The sequence below is a fragment of the Dokdonella sp. GW821-FHT11D02 genome (assembly GCF_058808595.1).
In genome coordinates, this window is sequence record NZ_CM179520.1 from 1,028,250 (window position 1) to 1,048,906 (window position 20,657).

A 20,657-nucleotide genomic window follows, 5' to 3' on the forward strand; every position below is an offset into this window, starting at 1 on the left:
ATGATAGCCGATCGCGGCGGCGCTCCCGGCGCCGCCTGGAGAAGGCTGTGACACAAGCGACACCGAAGGCCGGGCGGCTGCACGTGGTGGCGACGCCGATCGGCAACCTCGACGATCTCTCGCCGCGCGCGCGAGCGACGTTGCGCGAGGCCAGTCTGATCGCGGCCGAGGACACACGCCACAGCGCGCCGCTGCTGGCGCAGGCCGGCGCGCAGGCGCGCGTGCTCGCCTTGCACGAGCACAACGAACACGAACAGGCGGCGCGCATCGTCGAGCATCTGCGCGGCGGCGGCGACGTCGCACTGATCTCCGATGCCGGCACGCCCCTGATCAGCGACCCGGGTTACCGCTTGGTGCGCGCGGCGCGTGCGGCCGGCTTCGAGGTCTCGCCGGTGCCCGGGCCGTGCGCCGCGATCGCCGCCTTGTCGGCGGCGGGCTTGGCGAGCGACCGTTTCGTCTTCGAGGGATTTCTGCCGGCCAAAGCCTCGGCGCGGCGCGAGCGCTTGCAGGCGCTCGCGCCGGAAACGCGCACGCTGATTTTCTACGAGTCCAGTCATCGCATCCTCGAAGCCTTGGCCGATCTGTCTGCCGTGTTCGGTGCGACGCGCGAGGCGGTGCTTGCGCGCGAACTGACCAAGCTGTTCGAGACCATCCTGGCGGCGCCGTTGGGTCAGCTCGCGGCGCGCGTCGAGGCCGACGCGAATCAGCAGCGCGGCGAGTTCGTCGTCTTGGTCGCCGGTGCCGAGGGCGCCGACGCAGACGCCGAGCTGGCCGAAGGCCGGCGCGTGTTCGCGCTGCTGCGCGAAGAATTGCCGCCGGCGCGGGCGGCCAAGCTCGCGGCGGCGATCAGCGGCGCGCCGCGCAAGTTGCTGTACGAAGGTTAGGGGCGGCGCGTGTTTTGCCGTTTCGGCTTTGAATCGACAGCGTGAGCGCGCAGAATTCGGCCATGCCCGCATCGAATTCTTCCCATCGTTCCGCTCCGCGCAGCGCCGTGCTCGCCTTTTTCGGCAGCGCGCTGACTTTGGCCGTGGTGTTCGCGCTCGCCTACGCGCTGGCCGCCAAAGTGGTCAACGAACGCTATCCGGCGCCCGAGCAGGCGGCCGTCTGGTCGATGATCGGCGTGGTCGTCGCGGCGACGGTGGCGATCGCCGCGGCGGCGCAGGCGTGGTGGCTGATCCGGCGCAAGTGACCGCTGTCGTGGCTGAACACCGGTTCGTTCGGTGCTGGAGCCCTCGCTCAACGCGGCTCACCCCGATACACTGCCCGCTGGGAGCCGGCCAAGCAGCCGCGGCGCATTGCGTCGAGGAAAGTCCGGGCTCCACAGGGCAGGGTGCCAGGTAACGCCTGGGCGGCGCGAGCCGACGGACAGTGCAACAGAGAGCAAACCGCCGATGGCCCCGCAAGGGGATCAGGCAAGGGTGAAACGGTGCGGTAAGAGCGCACCGCGAGTCTGGCAACAGACCGGCACGGCAAACCCCACCTGGAGCAAGACCGAATAGGGGGACCATGACGCGGCCCGCGTCGTCCCCGGGTTGGTCGCTTGAACCGTACGGTGACGTGCGGTCCAGAGGAATGGCTGCTCACGACAGAACCCGGCTTATCGGCCGGCTCCCTTTTACTTTTGCGATCGTCCGTGATCGCTGCGACCTGACAAGGCGAACCGCGGGTTGGGGTTCGGCTTCGGGGCAGTCCACCCGCGGCCATCCATGGCCGCACTTTTTAAGTGAAGCACTTTTCTTTGTGGCGCTTCATTGGGGTGATCGGACGGCGCCTTCTGCGAACTTGGAGGATGGTCCGGTGGCCATGCTCATTCGTTTCGTTCGTCTCTTGCCGATCCGTTCGCTCTGATCGCGCGCGGCGAGCGTGGATTTGTATAGGAATTCCCTAGTGGAAACGGTGGGATTTCCCTTCGATCAATACCTTGTCGCGCACTCCTCATCGACTCGTTAGGAATATCGGTTTGTGAGGGCGAATCAGCCGTCACAAATGCTTGCCGATTGCCCGCAATTTGCCCCGAATTTTCCTTGACAGACCGTAGCTTGAGTCCTAATGTGGGCTTTAGTGGTTTTCTGTGGTGATTCGTGGAATATGTTCCAAGGCGAGACCGCCATCACGCTGGATGACAAGGGTCGGATCGCAATCCCGGCCGCTTATCGCGAGCTCGTCGCGAAGGCCAGCGCGAACCGTCTCGTCGTCACCTACAACCCGTTCGAGCACGGCTGCCTGTGGCTCACGCCGCAGAACGCGTGGGAGCAGTTGCGCGATCAGGTCAACGCGTTGTCGAAGACCAAGTCGGCGCATCGCATCCTGCAGATGAAGCTGGTCGGCGCGGCGGCGCACGTCGAGCCGGACGGCAATGGCCGCATCCTGCTGCCGGCGAGCCAACGCGCGGCGACCGGCATCGAGAAGCGCGCCGTGCTGCTCGGCATGGGCGACCGTTTCGAGCTGTGGGGCGAACAAGCACATCTGGCCAAGATCCGCGAAACGATCGGAGAAGACCAGATCACGGAGGACATGGCCGAGCTGAAGTTGTGACGGGCGCGCGCTCGAGCGCCGCACCGCTTCGGCACGTGCCGGTGATGTTGACGCAGGTCCTGGAGGGTCTGCGGGTGAGGGCGGAGGGAACCTATTTCGACGGCACCTTCGGACGCGGCGGGCATGCGCGCGAAGTGCTGGCGAGGCTGGGACCGGAGGGCCGCTTGCTGTTGATGGATCGCGATCCGGAAGCGATCGCGAGCGCAGAGCGCGAGTTCAGCGCCGATGCGCGAGTGCGGATTCGCCATGCGAGCTTTGCCGAGCTCGCCGCATGGGAGGAAATCGCAGCGGGGTTGGACGGCGTGTTGCTCGACCTGGGCGTGTCTTCGCCGCAGCTCGACGATCCGGCTCGCGGTTTCAGTTTCCAAGGCGAGGGTCCGCTGGACATGCGCATGGACCCGACGCGCGGACTCAGCGCGGCGGAATGGTTGGCAACGGCGCAGGAGCGGGATATCGCCGATGTCTTGTGGCGCTACGGCGAGGAGAGGATGAGCCGACGCATCGCGCGGGCAATCGTGGAAACCAGACGCAGTCGCGCCCTGACGACGACGCGTGAACTCGCCGACCTCGTCGCCAAGACCATCGGCCAGCGCGAACGCCACAAACACCCCGCCACCCGCACGTTCCAGGCGCTGCGCATCGAGGTCAACGACGAACTCGGCGCGCTCGAGCGCGGCCTGGTCGCGGCGACTGCCGCGCTCAAGCCGGGCGGCCGTCTGGCCGTGATCAGTTTCCACTCGCTCGAGGATCGCGCGGTCAAGCAATTCGTGCGCGGCGAAATCGCCCGGCCCGTGCGCCGCGGCCTGCCGCTGCCGGAAGTCGCGCCGCCGATGCTCGTCGCGGTCGGCAAGGCGCAATTCGCCGACGAAGCCGAACTCGCGGTCAACCCGCGTGCGCGCAGCGCGGTGCTGCGCATTGCCGAGCGGGTCGTCGACGGGGGGCGGGCATGAAGGTCGTCGGTGCCCTCGTGCTGGTGCTGCTCCTGCTGGCGACGCTGGCGAGTGCGCTCGCGGTGGTGCAGACGCGCCAGCAGAGCCGTTCGCTGTTCGTCGAACTGAGCCGCCTCGGCAACGAGCGCGACGATCTGAATTTCGAATTCGGCCGCCTGCAGCTGGAGCAGGCGACCTGGGCCGAGAACAACCGCATCGAGCAGATCGCGCGCGGCAAGCTCGGCATGGTCTCGCCCGGGCCGGCGGATACGGTGGTGATCAAGCGATGACTCCGCGCAGCCAACCGGTCACCACGCGCTCGCGCCTGTACGTCGTGCTCGGCATGCTCGGGCTCGCCTCGAGCGCGCTGGTCGTGCGCGCGGTCGATCTTCAAGTCGTGCGCAAGGAGTTCTATCAGGAGCAGGGTGACGCGCGTTACTTGCGCGACCTCGCCATCCCGGTTTCGCGCGGCACCATCTTCGACCGCAACGGCGAGCCGCTGGCGGTGTCGACGCCGGTCGATTCGATCTGGGCGAATCCGTCCGAGGTGCTCGAACACGCCGACCGCATTCCCGAGCTGGCCAAGGCGGCCGGCCTCGACGAGGAAGCGCTGAAGCAGAAGCTGGTCGAGCGCTCGGACAAGGAGTTCATCTATCTCAAGCGCCATCTGAACCCCGACGACGCGCAGGCGATCCTCAAGCTCGACATTCCCGGCGTCGCCAGCCAGCGCGAATTCAAGCGCTACTACCCGAGCGGCGAAGTGTTCGGCCACACGCTCGGCTACACCAACATCGACGACCGCGGCCAGGAAGGACTCGAGCTCGCGTTCGACGACTGGCTCGCCGGCAAGCCCGGCGTCAAGCGCGTGATCCGCGACCGCAAAGGGCACGAGGTCGAGAACGTCGAGCTGGTGCGCGAAGCGCAAGCCGGGCGCGACCTGACCCTGTCGATCGACCGCCGCATCCAATACCTCGCCTACCGCGAGCTGAAAGCCGGCTTGGCCGAGTTTCACGCCACCTCGGGTTCGATGGTGATTCTCGACGTGCCGACCGGCGAGATCCTCGCCATGGTCAATCAGCCGTCGTTCAATCCGAACTCGCGCACCAACGTCGATCCGTCCTATCGACGCAACCGCGCAGTCACCGACGTGGTCGAGCCCGGCTCGACCATGAAGGCGTTCACGATCTCGGCCGCGCTCGAAACCGGCAAGTGGAAGATCCATACGCCGGTCGACACGCGCCCCGGCACCTACACGCTGTACGGCCACACCATCAGCGACGTGCACAACAAGGGGCTGATCGACGTCACCGGCGTGATCACCTATTCGAGCAACGTCGGCGCGGCCAAGATCGCCGCGACCATGTCGCGCGACCACATGTACGACGTGTTCCATCGCTTCGGCTTCGGCGAGGTCAGCGGCAGCGGCTTTCCGGGCGAATCGCCCGGCTACCTGCCGATCGCCAAGGCCTGGGGACCGGTCGAACAAGCCACACTGGCCTACGGTTACGGACTCAACGCGACGCCGCTGCAGGTCGCGCAGGCCTACGCGACGCTCGCCAACGACGGCCGTCTGCATTCGCCGACCTTCGTCAAAGGCGCACAGAATCCCGAGCGCACCGTGGTCGACGCGCAGATCGCGGCGAACCTGCGTGCGATGCTGGAGACGGTGATCGTCGCGCCCGGCGGCGGCGGCGCGGTCAAGGCGCGCGTGACCAACTACCGCGTCGCCGGCAAGACCGGCACCGCGCGCACCGCGGTCGGCGGCGGTTATCAGAAGAAGTACACCTCGCTGTTCGCCGGCATGATCCCGGCCAGCCATCCGCGCCTGGTCGGCGTGGTGGTGATCCGCGAACCGCAGGGCGCGTTCTACGGCGCGGTCGTGGCAGCGCCGGTGTTCGGCAAGGTGATGGACGGCGCCGTGCGCCTGCTCGACGTGCCGCCCGACAATGTCCAGAACTGGTACGCCGCATCGCCAGAAACCGCCCGCAAGATCGAGGTGCCCAAACAAGCGCCCGATGCTGCGGAGGAAATGTCCACCACCGACGACGGAGTGCCGCAGGAATGAGCCGCCCGGCGCTCTCCCTGCGCGAACTCTTGCAAGGCCACGCCGACGCCGGCGCTGCCGGCGACATCCTCGTGCGCGGGCTCACGCTCGATTCGCGCCGCGCGCGCCCGGGCGACGCGTTCGTCGCGCTGCAGGGCGCGCACGCGCACGGCATCGCATTCGCCGCGAGCGCGCTCGAGCGCGGCGCGGCCGCTGTGCTGGCGGAAACGCCAGCGCGCGCAACCCAGCTCGCCGCGCCGGTCGTGTGGATCGACCGCTTGCGCGATGAGCTCGGCGCGATCGCTGCACGTTACTTCGGCGAGCCGTCGCGCGCGCTCGAGGTGATCGGCGTGACCGGCACCAACGGCAAGACCTCGACCGTGCAGCTGTTGGCGCAGGCGCTGCACGGCAGCGGGCGCGGCGTCGCCACCATTGGCACCCTCGGCGCCGGGCTGTACGGCGCGATTCGCGAAGGCGAGCGCACCACGCCCGACGCGATCGCGGTGCACGGCCTGTTGGCCGAGTTCCGCGAGCAAGGCGCCAGCCACGTCGCGATGGAAGTCTCCTCGCACGCGCTCGATCAAGGCCGCATCAATGCGGTCGCGTTCGACCTGGCTGTATTCACCAATCTCACGCGCGACCATCTCGACTACCACGGCACGATGGACGCCTACGGCGCCGCCAAGCAGCGCCTGTTCGCATGGCCGGGCCTCGGCGCTGCGATCATCAACGTCGACGACGCGTTCGGGCGCGCCCTGGTGTCGACGGTCGGCGCCGGCACGCGGCTCTTGCGCTACGGCGTCGAGCGCGACGATGCCGAGGTAGTCGCGCAGGCGGTTCGCAGCGGCGATGACGGCCTCGCGTTCCGTTTGCTCACGCCGTGGGGCGAGGGCGATGTCGCGACGCGCCTGCTCGGCCGCTTCAACGTCTCCAACGTGCTCGCGGTAGCGGCTTGCCTGGGCCAGCTCGGTTTGTCGTTCGAACAGATCCGCACCGCCTTGGCCGCGCTCGAACCGGTAGCCGGGCGCATGAATCGTCTCGGCGGCGGCGCGCAGACGCTGGTCGTGATCGACTACGCGCACACGCCGGACGCGCTCGAACAAGCGCTGACTTCGCTGCGCGCGCATTGCGCCGGCGAGTTGATCTGCGTGTTCGGCTGCGGCGGCGAGCGCGATGTCGGCAAGCGACCGCAGATGGGCGCGATCGCCGAGGCGCTGGCCGATCGCATCGTCGTCACCGACGACAACCCGCGTGGTGAGGACGGCGACGTCATCGTCGCGCAGATTCTGGCCGGCCTCGCGCGTCCGCACGCGGCGACGGTGGTGCGCGATCGCGCCGCGGCGATCGCATCGGCGGTCGGAGCGGCGCAGCGCGGCGACGTCGTGCTGATCGCCGGCAAAGGACACGAGCCGTACCAGGAAATCGCCGGCGACAAGCGTCCGTTCGACGATCTCGCGGTCGCGCGCGGCGCACTGGAGCAGGCCGCATGCTGAACCTGCGACTCTCCGACCTCGCGCGCTGGAGCGGCGGCCGTCTGCATGGGGCCGATGCGAGCGTGACGGCGATTTCGACCGACACGCGCACGCTCGGCGCCGGTGCGCTGTTCGTCGCGCTGAAGGGCGAGCGCTACGACGCGCACGATTTCGTCGCGACCGCGTGCGAGCAGGGTGCCGCCGCACTGCTGGTCGAGCGCGAGGTCGAGATCGAGCTGCCGCAAGTCGTGGTCGCCGACAGCTTGCTCGCGCTCGGCGCGATCGCGCGCGCGGTACGCGCGCAGCGGCACGCTCGCGTGGTCGGTATCACCGGCTCGAACGGCAAGACCACCGTGAAGACCTTGCTCGCCTCGATTCTGAGCGGGCACGGCAGCACGCACGTCAACGCCGGCAACTTCAACAACGAGATCGGTCTGCCGCTGACCCTGCTCGCGATGCCGGCCGAGAGCGAATTCGCGGTGCTCGAAATGGGCGCCGGCAAGCCGGGCGACATCGCCTATCTCGCCGCGATCGCGCAGCCGGACGTGGCCCTGGTCAACAACGTCGCCTCCGCGCATCTCGAGCGTATGGGTTCGTTGCAGGGTGTGGCCGAAACCAAGGGCGCGATCTACCGTGCGCTGCCGGCCGACGGCGTCGCCGTGATCAACGCGGATGATGCGTTCGCCGACTACTTCGCCGTGCTCGCCGCACCGCGCCGCGTGATCCGTTACGGCCTGCTGCATCGCGCCGACGTCAGCGCGGCGATCGAGCCGGACGCACCGTTCGACGGTCATTTTCGCTTGCTGACGCCGGGCGGCGGCATCGCCGTCGCACTGCCGCTGCCGGGGCGCCACAACGTGATGAACGCTCTCGCCGCGAGCGCCGCCGCGCTCGCGCTGGGCGTGCCGCTGGCGACGATCAAGGCGGGCCTCGAATCAGCACCGAACGTTGCCGGCCGGCTGTTGCGTCGTGTGCACGCGTCCGGCGCGATCGTGATCGACGACAGCTACAACGCCAATCCCGGTTCGTTCGCGGCCGCGATCGCAATACTCGCGGCCGAACCGGGTCAACGCGTGCTGGTGATGGGCGACATGGCCGAACTCGGCGCCGACGCCGAACGCCTGCATGCCGAAACGGGCGCGCTGGCCAAGCGCGCCGGCATCCAGCGCCTGCTTGGCGTCGGACGTCTGAGCCGCGCCGCGGTCGAGGCGTTCGGCAGCGGCGGCGCGCACTACGCCGATCAGTCGGCACTGATCGAGACCCTGCGCGGCGAACTGCGCGCCGGTGTCGCCGTGTTGATCAAGGGCTCGCGCTCCTCGGCGATGGATCGCGTCGTGCAGGCGCTGCACGGCGAGGCCGCGGGCAAGGAAGGGGAGCGCCATGCTGCTTGAGCTTGCCGATCTGCTGAAGGGTTACGTCAGCGGGTTCCATCTGTTTCAGTACCTGACCTTCCGCACGATCATGTCGACGCTGACCGCGTTGGCGTTTTCGCTGCTGGTCGGGCCGGCGGTGATCCGCAAGCTGGCGGCGCTCAAGGCCGGCCAGGTCGTGCGCAACGACGGGCCGCAGTCGCATCTGTCCAAGGCCGGTACGCCGACCATGGGCGGTGCGCTGATCCTGCTCGCGGTCGGCATCGCGACCCTGCTCTGGATGGATCTTTCCAGCCGCTACGTCTGGATTGTGCTGGGCGTGACGTTCGCCTTCGGCGGCATCGGCTTCTACGACGACTACAAGAAGATCGTGCTGAAGGACAGCCGCGGTCTGGCCGCGCGTTGGAAGTATCTGTGGCAGTCGCTGTTCGCCTTGATCGTGGCGATAGCGCTGTATCGCACCGCGCAGACGCCGGCTGAGACGGCGCTGTATCTGCCGCTGTTCAAGCAGATCGCGATTCCGCTCGGCCTGCTGTTCGTGCCGCTCGCGTATTTCATGATCACCGGCTTCTCCAACGCGGTGAACCTGACCGACGGCCTCGACGGCCTCGCGATCATGCCGAGCGTGCTGGTGGTGACCGCGCTGGGCGCGTTCGCCTACCTCGCCGGCAACGCGAAGTTCTCCGAATACCTCGGCATCCCCTCGATTCCCGGCGCCGGCGAGCTGGCGATTTATTGCGGCGCGCTGGCCGGAGCCGGTCTCGGCTTCCTCTGGTTCAATGCGTACCCGGCGCAGGTGTTCATGGGCGACGTCGGCGCGCTCGCGATCGGCGCCGCGCTCGGTGCGCTGGCGGTGATCGTGCGGCAGGAAATCGTGCTCCTGATCATGGGCGGCGTGTTCGTGATGGAAACCGTGTCGGTGATGCTGCAGGTCGCCAGCTTCAAGCTGACCGGCAAACGCATCTTCCGCATGGCGCCGATCCACCATCACTTCGAACTGAAGGGCTGGCCCGAATCGCGCGTGATCGTGCGCTTCTGGATCATCAGCGTGGTGCTGGTGCTGATCGGTCTTGCGACGTTGAAGGTGCGCTAGATGCTCCTCTTCAACTACAACGCCGAATCCCAAGCGACGCGCCGCAGCGAGGCGAGGGGTCAATACGACCTCAGCCTGATCCTGGCGGCGTTGGCCTTGGCCAGCGTCGGCGTGGTGATGGTCGCTTCGAGTTCGATCGCGATCGCCGACGGCCAGCACATCGGTCCGTTCTACTACGTGATGCGCCACCTGGTCTTCCTCGCGCTCGGCTTCGTCGCCTGCGTGGTCGCCGCGCGCACCGAACTCGGTTGGCTCGAACGTCACGCCGGCGTGCTGCTCCTGTTCGGCATCGTGCTGCTGTTGCTGGTGTTCGTGCCGATCATCGGCGTGCGCGTGAACGGCGCGCGGCGCTGGGTGCGGCTCGGCATTCTCGGCTTTCAGTCGGTCGAGGCGGTCAAGATCCTCCTGGTCGTGTACATGGCGAGCTATCTGGTGCGCCATCGCGACAACTTGCAGGCGAGCCTGCTCGGCGTGATCAAACCGCTCGGCATCGCCGCGCTGCTGGTGGTGCTGCTGCTGGCGCAGCCGGACTTCGGCTCGGCCGCGCTCTTGATGGCGGTCACGCTCGGCATGGTCTGGCTCGGGGGCGCACGCGTGCGCAACCTGGCCTTGCTCGGCTCGGCCGCGGTGCCGGTGCTGGCTTGGGTTGCGATGAGCCAGGACTATCGCGTCAAGCGGCTGACCTCGTTCCTCGACCCCTGGGCCGATCCGTTCAAGGACGGCTTCCAGCTGACCCAGGCGCTGATCGCGATCGGGCGCGGCGAGTGGTTCGGCGTCGGCCTCGGCGCCTCGGTGCAGAAGTTGTTCTATCTGCCCGAAGCGCACACCGATTTCATCCTCGCGGTGATCGCGGAAGAACTCGGCCTGGCCGGCATCGTGCTGGTGCTCGGCCTGTTCGGCTGGCTGGTCGGGCGCGGTTTCGTGCTCGGCCTGCGCGCGGTCGAACGCAACATGCGCTTCGCCGGCTACGTCGCCTTCGGGCTGTCCTTGATGATCGCGCTGCAGGCGCTGGTGTCGATCGGCGTGAATCTCGGCGTGCTGCCGACCAAGGGTCTGACCCTGCCGCTGATCAGCTCGGGTGGATCGAGCGTGATGATGACCTGCGCGATGATCGGGCTCTTGATCCGCATCAGCTACGAGGTCAGCCGCGCCGAAAACGCGATGATGCAGGCGATCGCCGAGCGGCAGCTGGTCGACGTACGCATGTTCACCGGAGAGCGCCGGTGACGGCAGCGCTCGCCAAAGCCGACCGCCCGGTGCTGATCATGGCCGGCGGCACCGGCGGACACATCTTTCCGGGCCTGGCGGTCGCGGCGGAACTGCGTGCGCGCCAAGTGCCGGTGATCTGGCTCGGCGCCAAGGGCGGTCTCGAGAATCGGCTGGTGCCGGAGCACGATTTGCCCTTGTACGCGCTCTCGATCGGCGGCGTGCGCGGCAAGGGTGTCGTCAATGCGGTGCGCACGCCGTTCCGTCTGATCGGTTCCATTGCGGCGGCGCGCGCACTGGTCAAAAAACATGCACCGCGCAGCGTGCTGTCGATGGGCGGCTACGCCGCCGCACCCGGCGGATTCGCGGCGTGGCTGTCGCACAAACCGATCGTCGTGCACGAGCAGAACAGCATTCCGGGTGTCACCAATCGCTTGCTCGCGCGTCTCGCGCAGCGCGTGTTGACCGGATTTCCGAACGCGTTCGCGAACGGCGAATGGACCGGCAATCCGGTGCGCGCCGTGATCGCGGCACTGCCGCCGCCGGCCGAGCGCTACGCCGGTCGCGACGGCCCGCTGCGTCTGCTCGTGCTCGGCGGCAGCCAGGGCGCGGCCAGTCTCAACGCACAACTGCCCGAGATGCTGCGTCGTCGCGGCGGTCGCAAAGCGGTGATCGTGCGGCATCAGTGCGGCGAGAAGCACGTCGAGAAAACGCGAGCCGCGTATCTGGCCGCCGGTGTCGAGGCCGAGGTGTCCGCCTTCGTCGACGACATGGCGGCAGCCTACGCCTGGTCGGATCTGGTGATCTGCCGGGCCGGCGCCTTGACCCTGGCCGAGCTCGCCGCCGCCGGCGTGCCGGCCGTGCTGGTGCCCTATCCGCACGCGGTCGACGATCACCAGACCAAGAACGCGCAGACGCTGGTCGAGGCTGGCGCGGCGCTGCTGGTCGGCGAGGGCGACGAATTCCTGCGCCGCCTGGGCGCTGCGTTCGAACAGCTCGGCGAGCGCGCTCGCCTGGTGCCGATGGCGGCCTCGGCGCGCGCGCTGGCCAAACCGGACGCGACGCGACGCATCGCCGACGTGTGCTTGCAGGTGGCGGCATGACGCCGGCTCGCCTCGCCCGCTACGGCGACATCATGCAGGACTTCCGCCGCGTGCATTTCGTCGGCATCGGCGGCGTCGGCATGAGCGGCATCGCCGAGGTGCTGTGCAATCTTGGCTATTCAGTTTCCGGTTCGGACAAGGCCGACAACGCGACCACGCGCCGCCTGGCCGAACTGGGCGCACGCATCGATCGCGGTCACGCCGCCGCCAACGTGGCCGACGCCGACGTGCTGGTGGTGTCCAGCGCGATCAAGCCGGACAACGCCGAGCTGCTCGCCGCGCGCGACCGCCGCATTCCGATCGTGCCGCGCGCCGAAATGCTCGGCGAGCTGATGCGTTTCCGCCGCGGCATCGCGGTGGCCGGCACGCATGGCAAGACCACTACCACCAGCCTCACGGCGAGCGTGCTGGCCGAAGCCGGCCTCGATCCGACCTTCGTGATCGGCGGCCAGCTGATCGCCGCCGGCGCCAACGCGCGTCTGGGCACCGGCGAATACCTGGTCGCCGAAGCCGACGAATCGGACGGCTCGTTCCTCTTGCTGTCGCCGGTGGTGGCGATCGTCACCAACATCGATGCCGATCATCTGGAGAACTACGGCGGCGACTTCGAGCGGGTCAAGAAAGCGTTCGCCGATTTCCTGCACCGGCTGCCGTTCTACGGCGTCGCCGTGCTGTGCGCCGACGATGCCGAAGTCGCCGCGCTCGCGCGCGAGACGCCGCGCCGCGTGCTGACCTACGGCATCGACGCCGCCGCCGACCTGCGCGCGACCGATCTGCGGCAGAGCGGTCGCGCGACCGAGTTCACTTTGCATCTGCCCGACGGCGGTCCGGTGGTACCGGTACGGCTGAATCTGCCGGGCCGCCACAACGTGCTGAACGCACTGGCCGCCTGCGCGGTCGGTTGGCAGCTCGGCGTCGCGCCGGAAGCGATGCAGGCCGCCCTGGCGGCGTTCGAGGGTGTCGGCCGCCGCTTTCAGATGCGCGGCGAGATTGCGCTTGACAACGGCGAGGCGCTCGACCGCGGCAAGGTCCTGTTGGTCGACGACTACGGCCACCATCCGCGCGAACTCGCGGCGGTGTTCGCCGCCGCGCGCGAAGGCTGGCCGGAGCGGCGCCTGGTGGTCGCGTTCCAGCCGCATCGCTACTCGCGCACGCGCGATCTGCTCGACGACTTCGCCAACGTGCTGGCCGAGGTCGACGTGCTGGTACTGACCGAGGTCTATCCGGCCGGCGAAGCGCCGATCGCCAACGCCGACGGCCGCGCGCTCGCGCGTGCGGTGCGTGCGCGCGGCAAGGTCGATCCGGTGCTGATCGAACATCCGCGCGATCTCGTCGCCGCGCTGCCGCCGCTGTTGAGCGACGGCGACCTGTTGCTGCTGCTCGGCGCCGGCGACATCGGCGCTGCCGCAAACGAATTGGCTCAGTCGGGCCAGCTGAAATCGAAGGCTGTGTGATGTCCGCGTTCCCCAATCTCCAATCCCGCGTCTCCAATCCCGGCTTATTCGGCCGCGTCGCCGTGGCCATGGGTGGCCAGTCGGCCGAGCGCGAAGTGTCGTTGAACTCCGGCCGCAACGTGCTCGACGCTTTGCGTGCCAAAGGCGTCGACGCGCACGCGGTCGACGGCATTCCTGCCTTGCTCGACGCGCTGCGCGCCGGCCACTACGCGCGCGTGTTCAACATCCTGCACGGCGGCGCCGGCGAGAACGGTGAGTTGCAGGGCGCGCTGCAAGCGCTGCGCGTGCCTTACACCGGTTCCGGCGTGCTCGGTTCGGCACTGGCGATGGACAAGGTGCGCGCGAAGCAGGTGTGGCTCTCGCTCGGTTTGCCGACGCCGCGGTTCAAAGCGCTGCCGCGCGAAACCGACGGCGGCTCGGCGGCCGTGCACGCCGTGCACGCGGCCGCGGCCGAGATCGGCTTTCCGCTGATCGTGAAGCCGGCCTGGGAAGGCTCCAGCGTCGGCGTCACGCGCGTGTTCGAGGAAAAGGATCTCGAGGGTGCCGTCGCGCTGGCGCGGCGCTACCCGGGCGATCTTCTGATGGAGACGCTGATCGAAGGCGGCGAATACACCGTCGGCATCCTCGACCGGCAGGCGCTGCCGACGATCCGCATCGTGCCCAAGGGCGAGTACTACGACTACAACGCCAAGTACATCGCGGAAGACACCGAGTACGTCTGCCCGGGCCTCGACGGCGCGGCGGAAGAGGAAATGCGCGTACTCGCGCTGGCCGCTTTCGATGCGCTCGGCTGCTCCGGCTGGGGCCGTGTCGACGTCATGCGCGACCGCGCGGGCCGCAATTCCCTGCTCGAGGTCAACACCGCGCCGGGCATGACCAGCCACTCGCTGGTGCCGAAGGCGGCGCGTGCGCTCGGAATCGATTTCGAGACCCTGTGCTGGCGCGTGCTCGAAACGAGCTTCGCGCGGGAAGCGGGAGGCGATTCGTGAAAGGCGGAATGATCGCCCGGCTGCTCGCCTGGGGCATCGCGCTGACCCTGGTTGCGCTGCCGATCGTCGGCGTGCTGAACGGCTGGTTCGCGAGCGATCGCTGGCCGGTCGATCGGCTCGGCGTGCGTGCCGAGTTCAATCACGTCAGCGCCGAGCAGATTCGCGCCGCTGCGCAGCCGCTGTTGGGCAAGGGGTTCTTCGCGATTGACCTCGATCAGATTCGTGCCGCGGTGGCGAAACTGCCGTGGGTCGAGCGGGTCGAGGCGCGCAAGCGCTGGCCGGATGCGGTCGACCTGGTCGTCTACGAGCAGCAGCCGTACGCCCGCTGGGGCGAGCAGCGCCTGCTCAATCGGCGCGGCGAGATCTTCACGGTGGTCGGCGCCGGCACGGTACAGGGTCTGCCACGGCTGGCCGGTCCCGACGAACGCGTCGGCGACGTGCTGCAGTTCTACGCCGATTGCTTGAAGGAATTCTCCGGCAGCGGCCTCGCCATCGCCGCGGTCGCGCTTTCGCCGCGCGGCGGCTGGAAACTCGAACTCGCCTCCGGCGCCGTGATCGAGATCGGCCGCGACGACGCCAAGCGGCGCCTGACGCGCTTCCTCGACGTCTGGCCGCAACTGGCCGGCGCCAAGCCGACACCGCCGTCTTACGTCGACCTCCGCTACGAGAACGGTTTCGTCGTGCGCTGGGCCGAGGCGGCGGCGCCGCCGCCGTCGACCGGGACTGGAGATTCGGGATTGGGGATTGGAAGAACGCAGCCGGCGGCCGGAGCGAGCATCCGCAGTGAACGTCGCGTGGAGGGCATCGCCGCCAGTTCCTCCCAATCCCCGATCGTCAATCCCGAATCTCCGTTTTTTGCTTCGCGAATCTCCAATCCCGAATCTCCAATCCCGGCTCTCCCATGAATCGCAAGAGCGAAAAAAACCTGGTCGTCGGCCTCGATGTCGGGACTTCGAAGATCGTCGCGATCGTCGGCGAGCACGCACCGGGCGAGGCGGTCGAGATCATCGGCATCGGCTCGCATCCGGCGCACGGGCTCAAGCGCGGCGTGGTGGTGGACATCGATTCGACCGTGCATTCGATCCAGCGCGCGATCGAGGAGGCCGAGCTGATGGCCGGCTGCCAGATCCGTTCGGTCTATGCCTCGATCGCCGGCAGCCATATCAAAGATGAGAACTCGCACGGCACCGCGCCGATCCGCGATCGCGAGGTCAGCCCCGGCGATCTCGACGCCGTGCTGAATTCGGCTTGCGCGATCGCGATTCCGGCCGACCGCAGCGTGCTTTATCGCGAGCCGCAGGAATACCTGATCGACGGTCAGGAGGGCATCCGTCATCCGGTCGGCATGTCCGGCGTGCGGCTGGAGGCGAACGTGCACCTGGTCACCGGCGCCGCCAGCGCGATCCAGAACATCAGCAAGTGCATCAACCGCTGCGGCTTGCAGGTCGACGAATTGCTGCCGGCGGCGGTCGCTTCGGCGCGCGCGGTGCTGACCGAGGACGAACGCGAGCTCGGCGTGTGCCTGGTCGACATCGGCGCCGGTACCACCGACATCGCGATCTATACCGGCGGCGCGCTGCGCCATACGACCTCGCTGGCGATCGGCGGCGACCAGGTCACCAGCGATATCGCGCATCTGATGCGCACGCCGACCGCGCACGCCGAAGAGTTGAAGGTGCGCTACGCCTGCGCGCTGGCGCAGCTCGCGCACGCGGAAGAGACGATCCAGGTGCCGAGCGTGGGCGACCGTCCACCGCGCCGCCTGGCGCGGCAGAACCTGGCCGAAGCGGTGCAGCCGCGCTACGAGGAAATTTTCGAAATGGTGCAGGCGGACCTGCGCCGCAGCGGCCGCGAGGAACTGGTGCGTGCCGGCATCGTGCTGACCGGCGGGGCTGCGCGCATGGAAGGCGCGCTCGATCTTGCCGAAGAGCTGTTCCACATGCCGGTGCGGCTCGGTACCCCGCAGCACGTCAGCGGTCTGGCCGATGTGGTCGCCAACCCGATGCAGTCGACCGGCGTCGGACTCCTTATTTATGGCAGCCGCCGCGACGGTGCGCGTCTCGCGCCGGCCGGCGTGTCGGCGGTCGGCGGTTTGTGGAATCGGGTTTCGACTTGGTTCAAAGGAGAGTTTTAGCGCTTTCGCTCCCTCTCTCGCTTGCGGGAGAGGGGCTGGAAACGCTGCGCAAGGAGCGCAGCGCAAGCGGCCGAAATGGCCGCGGGACGCCGGCACGCCAGCCGACGTCGGACGGACCGGACCGGGATGGTCACGGATCCGGGAACGATAAGACCAAGGCTGTACTACTTGCGGAGGATGGGAAAATGTTCGAACTGGTAGAAAGAATGGCACCCAATGCGGTGATCAAGGTCGTCGGCGTCGGCGGCGGCGGTGGTAATGCCGTCAGCCACATGGTGCAGGCCGGCGTCGAAGGCGTCGACTTCGTCTGCGCCAATACCGATGCGCAGGCACTGAAATCGAGCGGCGCGAAATTCACGCTGCAGCTCGGCGCGAACGTGACCAAGGGTCTGGGCGCCGGCGCCAATCCGGAAGTCGGCCGTCAGGCCGCGCTGGAAGATCGCGAGCGCATCGTCGAGCTCCTGCACGGCGCCGACATGGCGTTCATCACCTGCGGCATGGGCGGTGGCACCGGTACCGGCGCGGCGCCGGTGGTGGCGCAGCTGGCCAAGGAGCTCGGCATCCTGACCGTTGCGGTCGTGACCAAGCCGTTTCCATTCGAGGGCCGCCGGCGCATGCAGGTCGCGCTGAAAGGCATCGAGGATCTCGGCCAATACTGCGATTCGCTGATCACGGTGCCGAACGAGAAACTTTTGACCGTGCTCGGCCGCGACGTGACCCTGCTGAGCGCGTTCAAGCAGGCCAACGACGTGCTGCTCGGCGCGGTACAGGGCATTGCCGACCTGATCACCCGTCCGGGTCTGATCAACGTCGACTTCGCCGACGTGCGCACGGTGATGTCTGAAATGGGCATGGCGATGATGGGCTCGGGTACGGCCAAGGGCGACGACCGCGCGGTGGCGGCGGCCGAGGCGGCGATCAACAACCCGCTGCTCGACGACGTCAACCTTGCCGGCGCTTGCGGCATCCTGGTCAACGTGACGGCCGGGCCGAACCTGACCATGCGCGAGTTCGACGACATCGGCCAGGTCATCCACGAGTTCGCGAGCGAGGACGCGACCGTGGTGGTCGGTACTGCGCTCGATCCGGAGCTGAAGGACGAGGTGCGCGTGACCGTGGTCGCGACCGGCCTCAACCGCGCCGTCGCACGCCAGCCGCTGCGCGAGCAGCGCGAGCGTGAAGTGGTGGTGGCGCCGCGTGAGCGCATGCGCGTGGTGCGCAATGCGACCACTGGCGAGGTCGACTATCTCGGTATTCCGGGCCAGCCGATGCGTGCGACCGCGCTCGACCACGCTTCGCCGGCGGCCGCGCCGGTGGATGCACCGAGCGACTACCTCGACATTCCGGCGTTCCTGCGCCGGCAGGCGGATTGATGGATCGATCTGAATGGACCGATTCCGATCGCTGATCGGATCGGTCGATCACAAGCGGATTTTTCCATCCTGAAACCGGCGCCGTCCCGCCTTCCCGGGGGACGTCGATGCGAGCCGGCGGCCTGCTTTCCAGGCCGTTTCGGCACGATTCCGCTGTCGCGTGGCGTCGCGACGGCGGCTTTCATCGACGTCAAGGAATGGTGAGGATTTCGTGCTGCTGGAACCCACGGAATGTTGTGTTTTCGCAACATTCTGTGGGTTCCATACATCGCTTAACTTTTCTCCACAAGTTCGCTGTGCTAGTCTCGTCCGCGTTTTGTCAGCCCTGCCCCAGGGGTTAGCGCATAAAAATGATCAGACAACGCACGCTCAAAAACATCATCAGAGCGACGGGCGTAGGTCTTCACACGGGCGAGAAGGTCTATATGACTTTGCGTCCGGCGGCGGTGGATACGGGTATCGTGTTCCGTCGCGTCGACCTTCAGAACCCAGTCGATATCCGTTCCAGTTGCGAAAACGTCGGCGACACCCGCCTCTCGACCACGCTGGTCAAGGGCGACGTCCGCATTGCGACCGTCGAGCATCTGCTTTCCGCGATGGCCGGCCTCGGCATCGACAACGCTTACGTCGACCTGTCGGCCGCCGAAGTGCCGATCATGGACGGCAGCTCCGGTCCGTTCGTGTTCCTGCTGCAGTCGGCGGGCATTGAAGAGCAGGCCAAGGCGAAGCGCTTCATCCGCATCAAGAAGTCGGTCACCGTCCGCGACGGCGACAAGTGGGCCCGCTTCGAGCCGTTCGACGGCTTCAAGGTCGGCTTCTCGATCGACTTCAACCACCCGATGTTCACCAAGCGCTCCTCGACCTCCGAGATCGACTTCTCGACGACCTCGTTCGTCAAGGAAGTCTCGCGCGCGCGCACCTTCGGCTTCATGCGCGACATCGAGATGCTGCGCGAGAAGAACCTCGCGCTCGGCGGTTCGATGGACAACGCGATCGTGCTCGACGACTATCGCGTGCTCAACGAAGACGGCCTCCGCTACGAGGACGAATTCGTCAAGCACAAGATTCTCGATGCGATCGGCGATCTGTACCTGCTCGGCCACAGCCTGATCGGCGCGTTCTACGGCTACAAGTCGGGTCACGAGTTGAACAACAAGCTGCTGCGTACGCTGTTGGCGGAAAAGGCAGCTTGGGAAGAAGTCAGCTTCGAAGACGAACGCGAAGCACCGATCTCCTACGCCCACCCGGCGCAGGCGATCTGATTCACCGGGGCGCGGCTTTGCCGAGCCCCGTTCGTTTGCAAGCCGCGGCACGAAGTCCGGTCAGGCAAACGGCAAGGAACTTCCGGCGCAGGAAATCGCCGGACTTCCGCGGACGGTTGACGTCCGCGACGGTCGGAACGCAAAGCGTCCACCGAATGGCCTTGGCACGACGCCCGGCCCAAGAAAAATAAAAATAGGCTTCCGCCCGGAAGCTCGTTGCGGGGAACAGGAGCCGCCCCGGCTCCTAGTTGGAATCATCGGTGGCGATGGACGCCAGTTGGAGATAGAGGGCCCGGAGTTCCGGGTCGGAGAGAGCTTTCGCTGTCGCTCGCAAATGGCGGGCGGTGGCGGCAGAAAGCGGTTTCGGCTTTGTCGGTTCCGGTGGAACGGCCGGCAAGGGCGCCACTTTCACGGCGAAACGTTCGACGGCACCGCCTAGTGCGGTGCGGGCTTCGGCCAGCAGGGCTGCCTGATACAGCCTGATGCGGCTCGCCCAGGTCGGATTCGACGCCAGAAAGACGATTCGTCCGTTGCGTACGTCCGCGAGACGCGTCTCGCGAGCGACCGCGGCGGGCAACAGGGAGCGCAGTCTTTCGTCCAGTGCATCCAGCGCGCGCGCGCGATCCGCGAGCGCGTCGAGAGTGATGCACTCCGCCGCCGGTTTCGGACCGGCTGTGGGGCCCTGGAGAGGATTGCGACTTGGCGACATGACGAATACGAACTCGGCGTCTGCAGCATGAACATCATTATCGTAGGCAATGCGCATTCGGCGCCACGCCGTATCGACCTCGGCAGCCGACGCATCCGCCTGTTGGCGCTGGCAGCAGGAAGCGCCTGCGCGCTCGGTTTGATTGCGCTGGGTTTCGGTGCGGCCGTGTTGTTCGGCGGCTCGTATGGGCCGGCCGCGCACGAACTGTCCGACCTGCGCGCGACCCTCGCGCATCAGCGCGAGCAGCTCGCCAATCTCGACAACGACTCGCATCGCAGCCTCGACGCGCTGGCCATCCAGCTCGGCCGCCTGCAAGCGCAGGCCACCCGCCTGAATGCGCTCGGCGATCGCCTGACCCAGGTCGGCAAGCTCGACGACGGCGAATTCGACTTCACCGCCTCACCGGCGATGGGCGGTCCGGAAGACGCTAGCGGGCTGGTCGCCACTTCGCTGCCGATCCAGAACGGAGTCGACAGCCTGCGCGCCGAGTTCGACCGCCAGGAAGCCCAGCTCGAAGTGCTGGAAAACCTGCTGCGCGATCGGCAGATCGACAACGCCTTGCTGCCGAGCGGCATGCCGGTGGCGCAGGGTTACATTTCTTCCGGTTTCGGTGCGCGTACCGATCCGCTCGACGGTCACGCCGGCACCCATCTGGGATTGGATTTCGATGCGCCGCTGGGCTCCAACGTCAATGCGGTCGCCGACGGCGTGGTGACCTGGTCGGGTCAGCGCAGCGGTTACGGCAACGTGGTCGAGATCGACCACGGCAACGGCTACATGACGCGCTACGCGCACAACTCGTTGAACGTCGCCGAGGCGGGCACGCGCGTGCACGCCGGCCAGACCATCGCGAAGGTCGGTTCGACCGGACGCTCGACCGGCCCGCACTGCCACTTCGAAGTCTGGTTGAACGGCCGCCCGGTCAACCCGCTGATCTACGTGAAGTCCAAGCGCGCGACCCGAGCTTGACTGGCGGTGATCCGT

At 67.5% G+C, this 20,657-nt stretch carries 19 protein-coding genes and 1 other RNA gene; 19 read left to right on the forward strand and 1 reads right to left on the reverse strand.

Annotation, left to right across the window (positions count from 1 at the left end; translation table 11 throughout):
- The first annotated feature begins 47 nt into the window (after positions 1-47).
- The 18 genes from rsmI (at position 48) to lpxC (ending at position 18,964) form a co-directional block, all read left to right on the forward strand.
- Positions 48-884, forward strand: a complete 837-nt coding sequence (rsmI, locus tag AC3QL3_RS04225) for a 16S rRNA (cytidine(1402)-2'-O)-methyltransferase (protein ID WP_492897061.1) — start codon at positions 48-50, stop codon at positions 882-884.
- Positions 885-946: 62 nt separating this feature from the next.
- Entirely contained in the window at positions 947-1,189 is a 243-nt protein-coding gene (locus tag AC3QL3_RS04230; protein ID WP_492897063.1) for a hypothetical protein, read from the forward strand.
- A gap of 80 nt (positions 1,190-1,269) precedes the next feature.
- Positions 1,270-1,616, forward strand: an RNA gene (gene rnpB, locus AC3QL3_RS04235) — RNase P RNA component class A.
- A 472-nt stretch (positions 1,617-2,088) separates the two neighbouring features.
- Positions 2,089-2,535, forward strand: a complete 447-nt coding sequence (gene mraZ, locus AC3QL3_RS04240; RefSeq protein WP_492897064.1) for a division/cell wall cluster transcriptional repressor MraZ — start codon at positions 2,089-2,091, stop codon at positions 2,533-2,535.
- A gap of 44 nt (positions 2,536-2,579) precedes the next feature.
- Complete coding sequence (rsmH, locus tag AC3QL3_RS04245) at positions 2,580-3,485, forward strand: 16S rRNA (cytosine(1402)-N(4))-methyltransferase RsmH (protein WP_492898852.1); 906 nt, start codon at positions 2,580-2,582, stop codon at positions 3,483-3,485.
- Positions 3,482-3,754, forward strand: a complete 273-nt coding sequence (gene ftsL / locus AC3QL3_RS04250; protein ID WP_492897065.1) for a cell division protein FtsL — start codon at positions 3,482-3,484, stop codon at positions 3,752-3,754. Before rsmH ends, ftsL begins: the two co-directional genes overlap by 4 nt.
- Positions 3,751-5,529, forward strand: coding sequence for a peptidoglycan D,D-transpeptidase FtsI family protein (locus tag AC3QL3_RS04255; protein ID WP_492897066.1), 1,779 nt, complete (start codon positions 3,751-3,753; stop codon positions 5,527-5,529). The genes ftsL and AC3QL3_RS04255 overlap by 4 nt, the downstream gene beginning before the upstream one ends.
- Positions 5,526-7,001, forward strand: coding sequence for a UDP-N-acetylmuramoyl-L-alanyl-D-glutamate--2,6-diaminopimelate ligase (locus AC3QL3_RS04260; RefSeq protein WP_492897067.1), 1,476 nt, complete (start codon positions 5,526-5,528; stop codon positions 6,999-7,001). The genes AC3QL3_RS04255 and AC3QL3_RS04260 overlap by 4 nt, the downstream gene beginning before the upstream one ends.
- A complete protein-coding gene (locus AC3QL3_RS04265; protein WP_492897068.1) occupies positions 6,995-8,371 on the forward strand; it encodes a UDP-N-acetylmuramoyl-tripeptide--D-alanyl-D-alanine ligase in 1,377 nt (458 codons plus the stop codon). The genes AC3QL3_RS04260 and AC3QL3_RS04265 overlap by 7 nt, the downstream gene beginning before the upstream one ends.
- A complete protein-coding gene (gene mraY / locus AC3QL3_RS04270) occupies positions 8,361-9,443 on the forward strand; it encodes a phospho-N-acetylmuramoyl-pentapeptide-transferase (RefSeq protein ID WP_492897069.1) in 1,083 nt (360 codons plus the stop codon). Before AC3QL3_RS04265 ends, mraY begins: the two co-directional genes overlap by 11 nt.
- Positions 9,444-10,670, forward strand: a complete 1,227-nt coding sequence (ftsW, locus tag AC3QL3_RS04275; RefSeq protein ID WP_492897070.1) for a putative lipid II flippase FtsW — start codon at positions 9,444-9,446, stop codon at positions 10,668-10,670.
- A complete protein-coding gene (gene murG, locus AC3QL3_RS04280) occupies positions 10,667-11,752 on the forward strand; it encodes an undecaprenyldiphospho-muramoylpentapeptide beta-N-acetylglucosaminyltransferase (protein WP_492897071.1) in 1,086 nt (361 codons plus the stop codon). The genes ftsW and murG overlap by 4 nt, the downstream gene beginning before the upstream one ends.
- Positions 11,749-13,206 (forward strand): UDP-N-acetylmuramate--L-alanine ligase, encoded by a 1,458-nt coding sequence (murC, locus tag AC3QL3_RS04285; RefSeq protein WP_492897072.1) that lies wholly within the window; start codon positions 11,749-11,751, stop codon positions 13,204-13,206. The genes murG and murC overlap by 4 nt, the downstream gene beginning before the upstream one ends.
- Entirely contained in the window at positions 13,206-14,195 is a 990-nt protein-coding gene (locus AC3QL3_RS04290; RefSeq protein WP_492897074.1) for a D-alanine--D-alanine ligase, read from the forward strand. The genes murC and AC3QL3_RS04290 overlap by 1 nt, the downstream gene beginning before the upstream one ends.
- Before the next feature lie 8 nt (positions 14,196-14,203).
- Entirely contained in the window at positions 14,204-15,100 is an 897-nt protein-coding gene (locus AC3QL3_RS04295) for a cell division protein FtsQ/DivIB (protein WP_492897075.1), read from the forward strand.
- A complete protein-coding gene (ftsA, locus tag AC3QL3_RS04300; RefSeq protein WP_492897076.1) occupies positions 15,097-16,329 on the forward strand; it encodes a cell division protein FtsA in 1,233 nt (410 codons plus the stop codon). Before AC3QL3_RS04295 ends, ftsA begins: the two co-directional genes overlap by 4 nt.
- Before the next feature lie 185 nt (positions 16,330-16,514).
- Positions 16,515-17,702: a cell division protein FtsZ gene (ftsZ, locus tag AC3QL3_RS04305; RefSeq protein ID WP_492897077.1), complete on the forward strand. Its 1,188-nt coding sequence runs from the start codon at positions 16,515-16,517 to the stop codon at positions 17,700-17,702.
- A gap of 350 nt (positions 17,703-18,052) precedes the next feature.
- Entirely contained in the window at positions 18,053-18,964 is a 912-nt protein-coding gene (gene lpxC, locus AC3QL3_RS04310; protein ID WP_492897078.1) for a UDP-3-O-acyl-N-acetylglucosamine deacetylase, read from the forward strand.
- 244 nt (positions 18,965-19,208) lie between these two features.
- On the opposite strand, the gene AC3QL3_RS04315 is transcribed toward lpxC, so the two are convergent.
- On the reverse strand, positions 19,209-19,730 hold the full coding sequence (locus tag AC3QL3_RS04315) for a DciA family protein (RefSeq protein ID WP_492897079.1): 522 nt from the start codon (positions 19,728-19,730) through the stop codon (positions 19,209-19,211).
- Here AC3QL3_RS04315 and AC3QL3_RS04320 point away from each other — a divergent pair.
- Positions 19,701-20,642 carry a M23 family metallopeptidase gene (locus AC3QL3_RS04320; RefSeq protein WP_492897080.1) on the forward strand — a complete coding sequence of 314 codons (942 nt, stop codon included), beginning with the start codon at positions 19,701-19,703 and terminating at the stop codon, positions 20,640-20,642. The genes AC3QL3_RS04315 and AC3QL3_RS04320 overlap by 30 nt on opposite strands.
- Positions 20,643-20,657: the final 15 nt, after the last annotated feature.